General features: G+C 45.3%; 11 protein-coding genes and 1 pseudogene. 6 read left to right on the forward strand and 6 right to left on the reverse strand.

The features are described from left to right. Positions 1-413 precede the first annotated feature (413 nt). The 3 genes from mioC to ACZ5ZC_RS17090 all read right to left on the reverse strand — a co-directional run bounded on the left by mioC (position 414) and on the right by ACZ5ZC_RS17090 (position 2,557). Positions 414-848: an FMN-binding protein MioC gene (mioC, locus tag ACZ5ZC_RS17080; protein ID WP_134648231.1), complete on the reverse strand. Its 435-nt coding sequence runs from the start codon at positions 846-848 to the stop codon at positions 414-416. A gap of 265 nt (positions 849-1,113) precedes the next feature. Next, complete coding sequence (locus ACZ5ZC_RS17085; RefSeq protein WP_005491622.1) at positions 1,114-1,971, reverse strand: hypothetical protein; 858 nt, start codon at positions 1,969-1,971, stop codon at positions 1,114-1,116. 202 nt (positions 1,972-2,173) lie between these two features. Beyond that, positions 2,174-2,557 (reverse strand): hypothetical protein, encoded by a 384-nt coding sequence (locus ACZ5ZC_RS17090; protein ID WP_025533981.1) that lies wholly within the window; start codon positions 2,555-2,557, stop codon positions 2,174-2,176. Positions 2,558-2,650: 93 nt separating this feature from the next. Between ACZ5ZC_RS17090 and ACZ5ZC_RS17095 the strand changes: the two genes are divergently transcribed. Beyond that, positions 2,651-2,977, forward strand: coding sequence for a helix-turn-helix domain-containing protein (locus ACZ5ZC_RS17095; protein WP_079852334.1), 327 nt, complete (start codon positions 2,651-2,653; stop codon positions 2,975-2,977). Between the two features lie 224 nt (positions 2,978-3,201). Here the strand turns inward: ACZ5ZC_RS17095 and ACZ5ZC_RS17100 are convergent, their stop codons facing one another. Both ACZ5ZC_RS17100 and mobI read right to left on the reverse strand, forming a co-directional pair. After that, positions 3,202-3,705 (reverse strand): hypothetical protein, encoded by a 504-nt coding sequence (locus ACZ5ZC_RS17100; protein ID WP_005491616.1) that lies wholly within the window; start codon positions 3,703-3,705, stop codon positions 3,202-3,204. Beyond that, positions 3,698-4,270: a conjugative transfer protein MobI(A/C) gene (mobI, locus tag ACZ5ZC_RS17105; protein WP_005491607.1), complete on the reverse strand. Its 573-nt coding sequence runs from the start codon at positions 4,268-4,270 to the stop codon at positions 3,698-3,700. The genes ACZ5ZC_RS17100 and mobI overlap by 8 nt, the downstream gene beginning before the upstream one ends. A 610-nt stretch (positions 4,271-4,880) precedes the next feature. Here mobI and dptF point away from each other — a divergent pair. From dptF to ACZ5ZC_RS17125, 4 genes are read left to right on the forward strand one after another with little or no spacing between them, the layout of a single operon-like run. Continuing rightward, positions 4,881-6,479, forward strand: coding sequence for a DNA phosphorothioation-dependent restriction protein DptF (gene dptF / locus ACZ5ZC_RS17110; RefSeq protein ID WP_005491605.1), 1,599 nt, complete (start codon positions 4,881-4,883; stop codon positions 6,477-6,479). Further along, a complete protein-coding gene (dptG, locus tag ACZ5ZC_RS17115) occupies positions 6,479-7,828 on the forward strand; it encodes a DNA phosphorothioation-dependent restriction protein DptG (RefSeq protein ID WP_021454597.1) in 1,350 nt (449 codons plus the stop codon). The genes dptF and dptG overlap by 1 nt, the downstream gene beginning before the upstream one ends. After that, positions 7,809-12,857 carry a DNA phosphorothioation-dependent restriction protein DptH gene (gene dptH / locus ACZ5ZC_RS17120; protein WP_022591088.1) on the forward strand — a complete coding sequence of 1,683 codons (5,049 nt, stop codon included), beginning with the start codon at positions 7,809-7,811 and terminating at the stop codon, positions 12,855-12,857. The genes dptG and dptH overlap by 20 nt, the downstream gene beginning before the upstream one ends. A gap of 14 nt (positions 12,858-12,871) precedes the next feature. After that, the gene (locus ACZ5ZC_RS17125) at positions 12,872-13,741 is read left to right on the forward strand and encodes a phosphorothioated DNA-binding restriction endonuclease (protein WP_005491618.1); all 870 of its coding nucleotides are present in this window, start codon (positions 12,872-12,874) and stop codon (positions 13,739-13,741) included. A gap of 48 nt (positions 13,742-13,789) precedes the next feature. Here ACZ5ZC_RS17125 and ACZ5ZC_RS17130 read toward each other — a convergent pair. Continuing rightward, positions 13,790-14,725 (reverse strand): annotated as a pseudogene (locus tag ACZ5ZC_RS17130) (IS1634 family transposase); the annotation flags it as partial. Between ACZ5ZC_RS17130 and ACZ5ZC_RS17135 the strand changes: the two are divergent. Further along, positions 14,724-15,239, forward strand: coding sequence for a sodium:calcium antiporter (locus ACZ5ZC_RS17135; protein WP_229651930.1), 516 nt, complete (start codon positions 14,724-14,726; stop codon positions 15,237-15,239). The pseudogene ACZ5ZC_RS17130 and the gene ACZ5ZC_RS17135 overlap by 2 nt on opposite strands. The last annotated feature ends 18 nt before the right edge of the window (positions 15,240-15,257 follow it).

Here is a 15,257-nt window from a genome sequence, read left to right on the forward strand (position 1 = left end):
TATGCCACAGAGAAAAACGTTTTCTCGTTTTATCCGTTTTAAGCTTCAAGATAAATATATATAAGATCTATATATATGATCTTTTATTAGATCTACTATTAGGATCGACCGTTTCTGTGGATAACCTAAAAATGATCAACAAGATCATGGATCTTCTTTGGATCATATCTTGTGATCATGATTGGATCAGATCGAGGATTACCTGGGATCAAAAGTGGTAGTTATACACAGGGGGTAAAATTGATCAAAGTTGTTATTGGGATAACTAAAGGAAAATCACTGGATCTTATCGTAGTTATCCACAGATCGTTTGGTTGGTTTTTGAGCAGTTAAACAAAATAATTTGACGGGAGTTATTCACATTGGGGAAAACAGAGCCGAATTTCGACTCTGTTGAAGGGAAAGCGGGGAGCTTAAAAGCGTTCGATATTCTCTTTTAACCATGCCTCAGCGGCGTCTTCGGGTACTGCATGGCTCAGTACATCAATCTTAAGACAATCAGCGAGCGGTGTGGCACCAATGTCCTCTAGTAAATCATAAGCGTGTTGACCAGCGGCGCAGAACGTATCATAGCTTGAATCACCAATCGCAATCACTGCGAACTTTACGTCGGTCATTTTCGGCGGGGTATTTTGTAATGCCGTGATAAAAGGTTGAATATTATCAGGGTACTCACCAGCCCCATGGGTTGAGGTGATCACCAACCACGTTCCTTGATTTTCGATCTCATCAAGAGATGGCTGATTGTGGATCGTTGTTTCAAATCCATTCTCGTTGAGTAGATCACTCAGGTGATCCCCTACGTATTCTGCGCCACCTAGCGTGCTGCCTGTAATAATGTGGATCATACTTCTTCCTTATTGAATGCGACGGCTAAAGCTCATGGATGGCTTGCCGTACAAAAAGAAACGCGGTGTGAGTTAAGCTCAGCACCGCGCGTTCGATTATTTACTTACCGATACAGAAAGTGAAGTTTCCCATAATAGCTGGCCTCGCGCGACGTCTTGGGGACCGATTGGGGACCAAATTGCAATTTATGGTCAAATTCTTACTTCCCAAGATGACTTCCATCATAGATCAGGATGGGAAAAGTGGGAATGGTGGGAAACCGGATCAGCTTTCACTATCTTTCTCTTCAGAAACGACAAACAAGAGAGGTTTTCCACTCTCTAGCAGGTAAGGTGCGATGATCGTTTCCTTACCAAAGTGAATCTTCCCTTTTGCTATATAAATGAAGATCCAATCGGGCAACTTATTACTAATAGCAGCATAAAGTGCATCAGAAGGGATGTCACTATTCTTGCCTGGCGAAATTCTAAATCTCTGGTAGTAGACGTGATGGTTGGATTCAAATGCAAAACTTTCCTGTCCATCGTTGACGAAAGATGGTGACATCGTTCTTCTCGGTTCGAAAACTTCTGCGGTGATATAGCATAGGTCCTGGTTTGTCATACCAGCTTGGTATTTTGGACATTGGTAGTCTGCACTATGGAAGTAGAACTCTATCTTTTGTTCTGAATTGCCATTCGTGCGCTCATAGTTAATAGATTGTTCTTGAAGCACGGTTTCGATGGCTGCGTTGAAGTGGTAGAGCAATTTTTGCTGTGCGTCTCGAGCGGATGTCGCTTCTTGTATAGGCATCCAAGCAATAATGCTGTTTCGTGAAGCGGTATCAGGTTGTTCCAGCAATGACGTTAGCAAACCAAGGCTTAGTCCTTCACTTAACTCAAGTCCCGCGCCTACTGAAGGCGTGAGCAACAATGTATTTCCTACGGCAGCTTTCGCGAGCTTAAATGCCTCAAAATCTTTCATTGGAATGACTTTGTCTTCTGTTTGGTAGAGCCCACCTGCATGAGCAATGTTATGAGCACGGCTATGGCTGTTGTCATATTGGATCGGAGTTGATGTAGAGGCGCATCCAGTGAGCAAAATGAGTAACGATAATAGAGTGGACCTAGCCTTCGGTTTCATGAGAAATTTCCTTTTCAAAACAATTTGATTTTGCAGTTATTTATCGGGTGATCACCAAATAGACACATTGTGGATAAGCAGGAGATATCTTTTGATCTTTAAACTCACCAGTTGTTGATCGGAGGCTTTGCTATGGATCGTGGATCATTTTGTTATTACGATCCTTCCCAGTGGGAGCGAAAGTGATCATCACCTACCCGTATCAATCAATCTTCCAGCCATAAGCTTCACCTGTCATGTCAAAGTGCCTGTTCTTCATCAACAAACCAGTGCTTGGGTTGATGCGTCGAGGCGCTCGCTTAACGTAAGACGAGTCATTGAGCGGAATGTTCTGTTGGTGCAAATGCCAGACATGAATGAAGAAATAGGTGAGGGCGGCGGCACTAGCGAATAGCCAGTTTATATAAAAGAGTACAAACCAAAATAACAACGCGATGTACTTATTTTTGTGGATAACATCCAGAGGCTTATGTAGCCAAATAACGCTTGGGAATACCATCAACATCACACCCCAGCTTTGATATACAGTCACTAACGCACCAAGACAAAAAACGCAAAATAGTGCGAACTTTTTTAGTGTTTTCATCTTAGTCTCCATCTTGTGCTTAGTTTTCCTAAGTATACAGGTATAATTAAAACTTAGAAAATCTAAGCATCGTAGGTTGATGATGATTCTCACTTGTCTAAAACAAACCCATTTCCACAGCGCCTTAAACAGGCAAGAAATCGCGTTGGTATCAGCCAGAGGGAGCTTGGTATCCGTTTGGGTATGGACCCAGGTTCAGCGAGTGGCCGTATGAATCATTATGAAAAAGGGCGTCATATGCCCGATATCGGTACGCTACAAAAGCTTGCTCAGGAGCTCGGTGTGCCTGTTGCGTATTTCTTTTCAGATTCCGACAGCTCAGCAGAACTGGCATGTTTGATTGAAAAGCTCAGTGAAACTAAAAAGCAGGCGCTTATTGAGCAGCTCAGGCTGGAGCTCGATAACATCGACCAGCAATAAAGTTATCGCTCTCGTCCGGAATACCAAAATACTCCACCGACTGCGGCGACTGTCAGTAATAAACCACCCAGCCAAATCCAAAGTTCCATAAAACCTCCATTATTTTTGTTTCTCTTTAGCTTAGTATTCCTAAGCCTCTACTTCCTTAATTTTACCATCTATTTTGAAAATGCAAGCCCAAGCGACAAAGCTCCACACCAAGCGATGTGGAGCAAGCAAATACATTAAGTGTTGTATTTCTTGGTGGCTTTAGTGAGTTCTTTAATGGCTTCGGTCAGTGTGCTTATACGGATGACACGTTGATCCAGCTTTTCTAACTCATCGAGCAAATGCAAATACAGCGGGATCTCCCAGGGCATTGCGTATGAAAAACGTCTCAATACACCGTTCGATACTTCTTTTTCTTCGAGCTCTTCGTCTGGGTAGCGATGAAGAATAAGGCGATACCATGTGATCTTTGGTAAGCCTTTTGATTTTTTGACTTTGAATTTGTAGCGTATTGGATATTTCACTTTGTACTCAGCTGTCAGAGCTTTGCACAGCTTTTCCAATCGAGCTTCAAGGTCTTTGGCCGCAACCATTAGTATCTTCGATTCATCGGCGACAAATAGAGGTAAATCTTTTATTAATTCTGGCTGTGGTGATTGTTCTGGCAGTGCAATATCAAAGTCTGACAGGTCTAGCTCTCCGTAATAGTTTGTGATGCCAACGGCAGGTTTTTTAGTCATGTTGCATCTCCATTTTTTTGAAGTGTTTATGTAGCTTGTGAAGTCGTTTTGTACAGGTTTGGGCCTTCTTCTTGATGGATAGGATTTCATGCCGCACTTCTCGTATAAGGGCGAAGGCATCTTCGGTGTACTCTATAAGGTCGGATTCCCATTCAGCGTTAGCTTTTGAAAAGCGGCTTGGTGGGTAGCGAAAGCCTTTTCCTTTGCGGATATGTGTCGAGCGAACACGGTGCTTTTTATTGTGTCGCTGCGCCATTTGATTCTCACTCATGTACCAGTTATGGTGCCATGCGGCCTCGAACGCGTTGTCACGGTTGCGGACTCGACAGGCGAAATGACCGGGGTTTGTGTCTTTATAAGAACGGTGGATTCGCCAGAAGTTGTTGGCGTAGCAACTTGCTAAAAACTCCAGCAAATAAGGCTCTTGATCAGTAAAATGCTCGACTTGTGCCAGAGCATTGAGTGATTGTGAAAGTGCTAGCTCGAAAGCTTGCTTCTCTTCGGTTGGTTTGCACTGCTGTGCCATTTTATGCCAGCGATAAGCTGCGCTGTTCTCATCTAACATCGTTACGTTACTCCTTGGTTTTGCTTGTTCGTCACCAATTACCGTAACCCAGACGTCCTTTAGCTATAACACGCGAAGTTGCCCATTTTGGGCGTTAGATATTTGCCCCATATCCCAGCAGCTAAAGCAGCAATAGAAGAGATTCCTTTCCTGGGAGCTGACCTGTTGCTTTCCAAATCTCTATCTTTGTGGGAGGTCGAAGCTAATAATCCATGACTGGTTAATGATGGTTGTTGGGATGCTGATACTCACAGTCCGGTATTTGTGGGATATGGCTTAAGATTTTTGTTTGTTCTGGGATTTGAGGAGTAGTAATCCAATTATTGTGGGATGTTGGAAGGATTTATTGTTGATGCTCCTGGCAACTTTCACATGTGAAAGCCCATGGGGCTGCACGTGGAGTGCTGTGAGCAAGAGTGCTTTTGGGTTGCTTTTCGGTAAGTAAAGATAAGTGGTACATGAAAAAATAGATTGAAAAGCTATCCTTAGATAGCATTTCATCGGCTTTTGTCCATTATCATGGCACTCTATATTCGTATTGAAATCACAGTAATACAGTGCATTTTTTAGTAATATGTAACCTATTGATTATTTGAAGGAATAATGACCGTTGAAATTTGCACAAGCTCTCAGCATTCTCTCAAAGTCTTCACCGTATGCGGTCAGTACTGAGAGAGAGCAGAATCAAGACCACCTTGCTGAATACAAGCGCTACATCTACATCAAGACAGATATAGAAGCGGATTTTAAGAAAGCTCTCTTATCGGCCAAGCCCAATCAAATCATCTTCCTATGCGGAAGTAGTGGTGATGGCAAATCCGAGATCTTGACGCAGTACAGCCAAAGAAACAAAGTGACTCATGACTTCCATTTGGATGCAACGCACAGCTTTAATCCGAGTCAGACTGCCATTCAAGCTCTCGATCAGCGTTTCTCCGAGTTCAAGCAAAGCAACAAACCACTCGTTGTGGGTATCAATGTGGGTATGTTGGGTAACTACGCAGAAGAAGGCTCTGAAGAACATAGCGACATCAAAAAGGTGGTTAGAGACTTTCTCTCCCGCAAGCTTTCGAAAATTCCAGAGCAGTACGTGTTCTTGGATTTTGAAGACTATCCAAAATTCACCTTCGATGCAGAGGGTAGTGCATCAGACTTTGCTGAGCAGTTTCTGAAAAGACTGACTGCGCAGACGCTTGATAACCCGTTTTATGTGCTTTACGACAATGAGCGTAAATCTGGAGGACATAATCGCCTGACCGCTAATTATGCGCTGCTGAGTCGGCCAGCAGTTCAGGAATCCCTGATTGGATTACTACTCAAAGCTCGCCTTATCAAAGATCAGTTCCTCACGGCTCGAGCGTTACTGGATTTCACTTTCCAGTTGCTTGCAGCTGATGGCTACTTGTTCGACAACTTGTTTTCAGGCAGCGATAACGAGCTGCTATCCCGCATTCAGGGTTTTGACCCAAGTAATCTGCACACGCGTAAAGTCGATGAGTTTGTGCTTCAGCATGGGCTGGGCATTGAAGATGAGCGGTTCAGTGCATTTAGGTCAAAAATTAACGAGCTTGGTTTTTACGAGTTAACCGAAGCAACGTCTTTCCTTCGCCTTTTCTATTTGCTTCGGGGTGACAACGAGCTAAGCAATGAGTTTGTAACGCCTATCCAAAACGAGTTTACAAACAATCTGGTAGAAACCTATGCATCTGTTTGGATGTTACATCGTGATTTCGATGGTTCAGGAAAGATGCGTAAAGAGCTTGGTAGTTTCTATAAGGAAACCCTGATCTCAGCGCTTCACCGCTATTGCAACCGACATGCACCAACACTCGATAAAGACGAGTATTTAGTCTCTGAGCTTAATGGCTACAAAACGGCGGTGTCTCTTGAAGTTAAGCCAGATTTTTCAGCAATACAAAACAACGTACTCGAAAAAATAGGCACCTTCAATGCGTATTTGAAAGTCGGTGATAAGTCGCTTAAGCCAATGCCGATTAGTGTCAGGCTGCTAGAGCTGCTCGTGAAAATTGGTCAAGGGTACCGCCCTAACAAGCATGACAAAAATGCAGTGCTTTTACTTGATGAAGCACTGGAGCAGATGCTGACAGTCGCTAAGCAAAAAGAGACCTTGTTTATCCTGAAGGGTGATAAGCGCTACAAAATCGTGAAAGAAGAAAGTGACTATTTTGAAGTGAGTGGTATGCGCTAATGACGACCGATAATTTTACATTACCGATAAAGACTGGTTTGCCACAAACTGCTGCCGACAAGTTCCAAAACAAGAACATCTTGAACAGTTACATCCCCATTCGAACCAAAGGCAACGACTTTGATTGGTCTTCTGTTGTGGGGTTGGTGCTTCGCGGATTACTTCGTAAAAAAATCGAAAAGTATACCTACCTAGATTTCGCAGCGGATTGTAAAGCCAACTTACAAAGCAAACTGGGCGAGGAAGATTTTTGGGAAGTACTGGAAGATATGTATTTTGCCAACCGAGACATCTTCTCGGTAAGCCCAGAATTTTTGTTGTTTAAGAGTCAGAAAAGTGAGTGCAAAGCAGGCGATCTACGTGTGGCATCTCTCTTTATCAACCTGTTAAATGGTCGACAAATTGAGCAGTTTGATGCCAACTTGAACTTCATCGAACAAGAGCTGTTAGAAACCCTGCGTTCCAAAACCAAACCAGATACCGACAAATCACTACGTGCTTCGGAAGCGCCCTATTTGCCATACATGGCCGAGGCATTTAAACGTGATCTCGAATTTTTAACCACGTATCCCAAATACCTGCTGGATGAGTTTGAACAATTCTTGGCATTTTACGGGTTTGCTTACACGGCTCAGCTCAGTCTATCGCTATCTGATTGGAAAACCGGTGAAGCCCCCAAAGCAAAACCGCTCTATTTCATCATGGATCATGAACGCGCCAGCGGTGAGCGAATTCATGTGAAAAAGCACGGCTACAAGCTCTTTAGTGAGTCTTCTTTCAAGCTGTTTCCTGTCCTTTCTATGTTGGAAAACATCCAGCCCAATCCGGACGAAACGAAGAAGCCTTTATGGCAGCTGGCGAGAGATATCGAAAACTCGCAAAGAAGCGACCTGGCTGATCAAATTAAAAACTATGCGCTGATGTTCCGAGCCAACCGCAAACTGGACACTGATATTCCCAGGGACGCAGTAACGGCCATTGATTGGCTGGAATACGCGTTAAAGCTAGCAGAAGAGCAGTTCCGGGACCCGAAAACAGACCGACCAGCCATTATCAAAAAGTACATGACTGAGGTTGAGAAGAATATGGCCGCTGACTTTGTGCAAGCCCGCGGTCGCTCAGGCCGAGTGCTTGTCCTTACGCAGGACCATATTATTTTGCTGACCAACCTGGTGGTGGGCAAAGAAGAGAAGCTCCGCTTCCATGAGCTAGTTCTCGGCTTTCAGGATAGGGGAATATTTGTTGATAAGCAGACAGAGCAAGAGCTTATCAAGTTCTATGAACGAATTGGTAACGTTGAACGCATGAGTGATAGTGGAGATGCAGTGTATGTGCGCAAAACAATTTGAATCGTTTCTGGTTGAGCAGTTTTTACTGCATGCGGAAGGAAACATACGCGCAGGCTATCGCTACCAGTTTAACTCACCTGATCACGGTAACAGCCAGCGTTTGTTTGATGCGTTACTCCGTCGTAAGGACGGTGAGATTATAGTTAGTAACAAGGTGGCGTTGAGCTACGTGAGCGTCCAAGGCTGCAAAGTGGTTCCTGTGCTTCATGGCGAAGAAGACGGAGAAAGCGGGTTTACCGAGAACTATATTTCTCACCTGCGTGATGAAATCGCAAGCCAAGAAGGTGCTCTGAAGGGCTGTGCGCTGGTGGTCATTCACAACAGCCGCCTTGATACCCTTATCAACTCAGCGGAAGACTTGGGGCAGCCTGGGCAAGTTTGGAGCCCTGAGAACATCAAAGTCGCACTTAGCGGTTTTATTGAACAAACTGACAAATCCCGAGATGTATCACTTTGCCTGCTGGATGACCAGTTTGACGCGATCCTAGAAGATGGCGCTACCATGTTTGGCTTCGAATCGCTGTACAAAGCGGTCGAAGATGGCGAGCTTTGTTTTAGCGAACTCGGGATGTTCGATGATCCTTTTGTCGCGGAGCTATCTGGTAATCGAAAGCAGATCAAACAACGGCTGGAAGAGAACCGCGCGCTTTACCAAGAGTTGTCGTTTGAAGTCGAGCACTTTGGTCAGCAACTCGAAGAAAGACTGAAAGGCTTTAGCAGCAAGTTTATCAAAGAACATTTTTCTGACGATGGTTGGAAAGATGTGGAGTTTGAAACTTATCGAGAAGAGATCAAAAAGAACAAGATTCAGCACCTTAAGCATGAAGGTGAAGAAGAGACCAATGATGCGCAAGTAATTGGTCGCTACCCAAAAGAAACCAAAGCGGGCTTGCGTGACCGTCACCTGATCATTGCCCTCGAGGAAGGACAAAGTGAGTTTGAACTTAAACTGAGCTTTTCTGGCACCAGTGATTTAAGCAAAGAGCAGTTTAAAGTCTCGCCAGCGAATGCACTAGGCAAGCAAGAGATCATCAGTACGCGCCTAACCAGTAAAGGAGCAAACGCCACTCTAGCGGCCAGTTATGCCAATGAGCCTCTGTTTTTCACGCTAGCATTGAAGCGTGACAATACCTCTGAAAATCATAACTTCCGTTGCTTGGTCGTCAGAAAAGGCGAGTTTGACTTCGAGGCATTTAAAAACATTTTCGTCGTTGAGCCTTCGAAAAAACGCCTTACCTTGAAAACAGAAGATAACAGCCTGGTTATCAACCCTGCGTTAACTGTAAGCCGAAGCCTAGATGATGTTGGTGAAGTGGTTGACCGCGCAGAATTTGGTGTTGTCGATTTTGAATCTTTGGCTAACGAGTCAGAAGATATCGGTTTTGTGGTGAAATCAGGTGATAACACACTGGCATTTCGCATAGAGGGTGAGACGGTAGAAAGCAGCTTGTCCTTCCCACTGCTGCTTAACCAATCGCGCTTCCATAAGTTGTTTGATGATGACGTGTTTGGCGAGCTTTACCCGAGTAAAGATGTTGTCGCGATTGATAATAGCGAATTTCGCGTTATGGAGCCGCGCATTAGCTTACTTCGTTGGGAAGAACGTTTCGTTCAGCAAAAGCAAGTCTATCTGGCTGAATCCAACAGCATATCGTTGGAAGAGTTAAGGTCTATTGATGACAATCTCCACTCTGCATACCAAGCACTGTTTGACTATCTAGCAAGCCGAAGGACAACGATTTCGCTAGTGTCGTGGGGGCCTCAATTTACCGCACTCGTGAAAGCGACCGTGGATGCATTCCTTGATTATTTTAATGCGATCAAAGTTGGCGGCATGCTAACCAAAGAGCAAAAGTTTGTGATGCAAATCGGTTTGGTTCGCGAGAATGGCGAAGAATACTACTCGCCTTTTCACCCGCTGGTGCTGGCGTACTACTTAAACCTTTGCAATGAAATGCAAAAAGATGACAGCTTTGCTGACTTGCCAACAGTTACGTTCAATCGCTTGGGGCCAAGTGGATTGCTTCCGTATGTTTATCATCCAAAGCATGAGTTTGCCTACAACCAGCAAGTGACTGAAAACGGGTTTTGGGTAAAAAGCGTCCCTCACCAGAAAAGCTGTCTGAAGTTCGTTCGCAAGCTAGTTAAAGAGAAGATCAACGAGTTCCAGAAAGCGTTTCGCCACTTGTTTACCGGCTCAGAGAAGAGTGTGCTGGTGAATGCAGTCAATCAAGAGAGTGCAGAAGAGCTATTCCTCGGTTTGGTCGACTATGTAAAAGACAACCTGGATAAAGCGGCGTCAATCCATATCAACCTGTACGATGATGCCTTGGTTTTCAACGCCTTTGATCAGTTTGCAGAAACGTCGAACTACGAAGAGTTAAAGTCTTGGCTGGAGCTGGACCGCGGAAAAGTGCGTGAAAACGCCGACACCATTATCGACATTCTTCGTACCCGCCTTACTTACAGCAAGTTCACCAATGCCCATAGCGAACGCGAAGGGCAAGCTTACTCGCACCTGTCATTTTTCAGAAACAACGACAACGTGAAGTTAACGACCTTGAGCGTTGACGACATGCCGAGCGGTATTGCGTGTGATGGCCTGCTAACGGGCGACGCCTCCAAAAGTGATGAAGGATCGTACTTCACTGCATTTGGTTTGCAAAACGTTCAATACCGTAACCAACCGCACCTGGAAATGGCGAAGTATGTTGGTTCGTTAATGGAGCCAGCATTAAAGCCAAGCACGCAATACACGGGTGCCAATGCTCCCGCGCTTGCGGTCAATGAAGACTTTAAATCGCTGCTAGATCGCTCTTATGACAGCTCGATTTGGACCACCATCATCGACCCTAAGGTGACGCTGGACTTCTTCCACGCCAATCAAGATGTTGTGCTTATCCATTATTCCGATCAGTACACCAGCTCTGCCAGTTACGATGCCATTACGGTAACCGCACAGCGCGGATTGTTCGAAAGGGTGGTGGCGCAAAGTGGCGGTGGTCAAATCAACGAGTTCAATGCCTTTAACGGTGATTGGCTGCTGAAGATGATGACCTGCAACGACACCATTCGCAAAGAGCGCACTGGCATTATCGGTGCCTATAAGTTTGCGACCTGTCTTGTGCATAAATCTGATATCACCTGGGTGCCGCTATCTGTCGGTGAGATGATCCGCGTATCAGGCAACATCGGCCTGAAAATGACGGACAGTGATTTCTCACGCAATGTGCAGGGATATAAAAAAGGCGCGATTTCAGATGATGTATTGCTGGTGGGCTTTAAAGAGGGCAACCTTTATCTGCTTCCTGTCGAAGTGAAAGCTGGCTCCACGCCAGACTACAAAAAAGCAGTACAGCAAGCGAATGAGCTTCGCCGCTATCTAACAGAGCTTTTGAGCGACGAGACACTGGCGTCGAAGCTATACCGAGGCTTGTTTATCCGCCAGGTGTTGATGCAAATCGACAAATACCGTCTCTACAACGTATTCAGCAATGACTATTTCGAAGCCCTGCTTGCAGAGAAAGAAGAGTGGCTGCGCGGCAACTACACAATCGCAGAGCTTGAGAACTACCCGGCAGGTCTAGTGGTTAGCCATCTTGAAAGCGGAAGCTGCTTCGAGCCTGGCTACAACATGCAAGATGGCGTGTTGAAGGTTGACCTTCCGATATCTTTGCTGCCTTCACTGGTGCAACACCCGCTTCAAGTGCTAATGAATGAAAAGGACATCGCGCAGATCTGCCATGTGCCAGCTGAGTATATGTTGGTGGAGCAGACAGCGTTGAAAAAAGAAGAGTCACTCGTCCCATTAGACGTTATGGTCGACAAGCCAGAGAATTTAAAACCGAACCTCCAAACTGAGGTTCCGTCAAAGTTAGCTGCAGAGTCAACCCCAGATTATGCGAGCGAATGCCGAGTGGAGATTGGTCAGAATACACTTACCGGCGAAAAAGTGTTCTGGGAGTACGGGCATAAAGATCTAGCAAACCGCCACCTGATCATTTTTGGTAGCTCAGGGCAGGGTAAAACCTACTGTATCCAAGGTTTGTTAATGAGCTTGGCCGATGCTCAAATTCGATCGCTGGTGATTGATTATACAAACGGCTTCTTGCCGAATCACCTTGAGCCGGAGTTCATTGAAAGATTGAACCCTAAGTCTAACATCCTCTGTAATGAGCCATTCGGCATGTCGCCATTCAGAGCTCAAACTCAGGATTTTGGCGGGATTTTAATCGAAGAAAAGCCTCATACAGTAGCGGGACGCGTCGCCTCTGTGTTCAACAAGGTTTATTCAACAATTGGCGAGCGACAGATCGCAGTGCTTAATGAAGTGATTGAGTTTGGTGTCCAGCGGTATGGCAGTGCTTACAGCTTGCAGAACATGCTGGATGATTTAAACGAAGAAGAAACCGCAGGTCCCGCGCTAGCCAGTAAACTTGCACCTCTCGTTAAGTCCAATCTCTTCTCATCTGACAGTGATAAAAGTTGGAGTGAGGTGTTTGAGAGTAAAGAACATAGTTCAACAATCATGCAGCTCGCGTCGCTTAACCACGATATTTCAATGCTTTGTACTGAGTTTTTGCTTTGGGATCTATACTCCTACGCATGTAGTTACGGTAGTAAGGAAAACCCGCTACCTATCGTGTTAGATGAAGTGCAAAACCTTGATCATCGTCTTGAGAGCCCGTTAGGAAAAATGCTCACGGAAGGGCGCAAGTTTGGGGTATCTCTGATTCTGGCGACTCAAACGCTAAGTATGCTACGCAAAGATGAGCAAGATCGCTTGTTCCAAGCGTCTCACAAGCTGTTTTTTGCTCCAGCTAAAACAGAGACAAAGACGTACGCGAAAATTCTTGAACTGAGCATGCCAGGAACAAAGCAGGCTGAGTGGGAAAAGCAACTCGGGGACCTATCAAAAGGGCAATGTTTATCAGTTGGTTACCATTTGGACAAAGGGCAGCTGAAGATGAGTGTGAAGAAAGTGAAGGTTTCTTCCATGTCATCCCGCCAGAACCGCCCTGAAGCTTGAAACGAGGTAAGTCGATGGAGCTTTCTGAAAAAATTCAGTTAATTTCGCGCTGGCGGCGAGGGGACCAAAGGGCCCCTCATAAGCCTTTGATGTTGTTATATGCACTGTCTGAGTACAAGCAGGGGCATCAGCGTCTCTTTCGGTTTGAGGATGAGGTAGACCAGCAAGTCAGAGACTTGCTGGTGCAATACGGCCCAACCAGGAAGGCCTATCATCCTGAGTACCCATTTTGGCGTTTAGCCAATGAAAAAGAGCCCTTCTGGGAGCTCATCAACGGTGAAGAGTGCATTCCAAGGAAGAGTAACACTGACCCCAAGAAATCTGAGCTGATTAAATACAATGTGATGGCAGGGTTTGATGAAGAGTCATTTCGGACAATTCTCGCAAACCCAAAGCTTATTGATGATATTGCATCAAAGATCATTCAGGATAATTTCCCTGAGACTCTGCAAGAAGAGCTGTTTGTGCGATTTGGCTTTGAGGTGAACACCTCGACCAAGTCGAGAGACCCAGAGTTTCGTAGGAAAGTGCTTCGCGCATACAACTATAAGTGTGCAGTATGTGGTTTTGATTTAGCGATGGATAACGTCACTGTTGGTGTTGAAGCTGCTCACATAAAATGGAAGCAGTATTTTGGTCCCTGTGATATTTCAAATGGTATTGCGCTTTGCAGCATTCACCATAAAGCATTTGATCGTGGAGCTATAACCTTAGATAGCCATTTCAAAGTCAACGTTTCTCCTGCTGTTACAGGTGGAGAGTTGGTGGAAAGGTTAATTTGGGATTTTGATGGTAAGGCTATTCGTTTACCTAGAGAGTCATATCATTATCCAGCTGACAGCATGGTTGAATGGCATGTGAGTGAAGTGTTTAAAGGTGAATAATTGATGAGTCGATTTTGTTTTGTCTATAACCGAGATTCCGCAGCCAATTTAGGAATAAACTGCTTCATACAGAACACCAAGAAGCTTAAGCAGCCGAGTCTGATGCTCTTGAACACCCGTTATGAAGCTTTGGCCGCCAAATTCGAGTGTGTCGATACCTTCGAATTTTAAGAATACCCAACGTGCCGTCGGTTTAGTTGTCGTCTTGTTCTTTACCATGCTAGGAAAGAATTCCTCGGTCTTAGTGAGACTCTCTCGGATTTTGTGCTCTAAGCTTGCGTAGACGAGTAGGCTCAGCGTCATGATCATCAGTAGTGCCTCGATTCGCTGAGGTTTCTTCAGGAAAATTGATGATGTTAAGAACTCAGGGCTTTTCAAAAAGCGAAAGCCGCGTTCGACCTTTTGCTGAGACTTGTAATGTTCAAGCAATGCAACCATTGTTAGGTCGGTGTTGTCAGTATCGTTGGTGGCGAGAATAAACATACCTACTTTAAGCTTGGCCAGTTTCACCTTTTCTAGATCGGTATAAGGCGTAGCATCTATCAAATAGTGGTATCCCGTCGGCTTTTCATCTTTCTTCGGCCGACCACGACCTGAATAAATTGGCTCTTTAACGATGGTTGATTGCGCGAAGCCAAGCAAATGACACTGGTTGGCGAAGTCGCTCATTGCTTGCTCGGCATCCACTGCGCAAGCAAACTGCTTTTTCTTTAGTTGTCCCAGCGCTTTCAGCTCTTTGGTGATATTTTTGTCTAAGTTCTTATAAAACGTTACCTGTTCTCGCTTGGTTGCTTGTTCACTATGAATCAACAGCCACTTCTGAGATACCGAGCCATAATCAGCGTCAACCCAACAACCCGAGTAGCCATTGCCGATATGGCTCAGCTGCTCTGGCTCAAGGTTCATTAAGGCCTCTTTGGCTGATTTAATGGTCATTGGAACACGCGTAATAAACTTCTGTTGTTGCTCATCCAGTGAACGAATGCCACGGAAAAGCCAGCTACCGCCTGAAGTAGAACAACAGGTGATGCCGCAATCTATGACCTTATCCCGCGCTATTTTCTGGCTCGTTACCGGTTTGGTGTTGCTGGTCGCGAGCTCTCGCATTTTAGTGTGGGGAGCGGTCAATATTGCTCAGGAACTGGGTGTCAGTGAACTGACGATTGTCGCTCTGGGGACTTCATTGCCGGAACTGGCGGCATCGCTTGCGGCAGCGCGTAAAGGTGAGCATGACTTGGCTGTCGGTAACGTGGTAGGCTCAAACATGTTTAATTCGCTGGCCGTGGTCGGTATTGCCGGTGCCATTGAGCCGATTTCCGATGTTGGAGCGGAAATTTTCTGGCGTGACTGGTCATCGGTCCTGTTCTGTACGGCCTTGCTGCTCTTCACTGCGGTAAAAATTGGTAAAGCAAAAACTATTTCCCGCCTGGAAGGGGGAGTGTTCGTTCTGTGTTATTTAAGTTATAACATTTACTTGATTCAAGGCAGTGTTGGTTAGCGCTGCTTAATGCTGGTG

It is taken from the genome of Vibrio sp. JCM 18905, assembly GCF_055393305.1.

Bases quoted from the DNA above. Each gene is read 5' to 3' on its own strand.
- ACZ5ZC_RS17100 (WP_005491616.1), bottom strand. From the start codon at position 3,705: ATGACTAAAAAACCTGCCGTTGGCATCACAAACTATTACGGAGAGCTA.
- ACZ5ZC_RS17090 (WP_025533981.1), bottom strand. From the start codon at position 2,557: ATGAAAACACTAAAAAAGTTCGCACTATTTTGCGTTTTTTGTCTTGGT.
- dptG (WP_021454597.1), top strand. From the start codon at position 6,479: ATGACGACCGATAATTTTACATTACCGATAAAGACTGGTTTGCCACAA.
- mobI (WP_005491607.1), bottom strand. From the start codon at position 4,270: ATGTTAGATGAGAACAGCGCAGCTTATCGCTGGCATAAAATGGCACAG.
- ACZ5ZC_RS17125 (WP_005491618.1), top strand. From the start codon at position 12,872: ATGGAGCTTTCTGAAAAAATTCAGTTAATTTCGCGCTGGCGGCGAGGG.
- dptH (WP_022591088.1), top strand. From the start codon at position 7,809: ATGTGCGCAAAACAATTTGAATCGTTTCTGGTTGAGCAGTTTTTACTG.
- mioC (WP_134648231.1), bottom strand. From the start codon at position 848: ATGATCCACATTATTACAGGCAGCACGCTAGGTGGCGCAGAATACGTA.
- ACZ5ZC_RS17135 (WP_229651930.1), top strand. From the start codon at position 14,724: ATGCCACGGAAAAGCCAGCTACCGCCTGAAGTAGAACAACAGGTGATG.
- ACZ5ZC_RS17085 (WP_005491622.1), bottom strand. From the start codon at position 1,971: ATGAAACCGAAGGCTAGGTCCACTCTATTATCGTTACTCATTTTGCTC.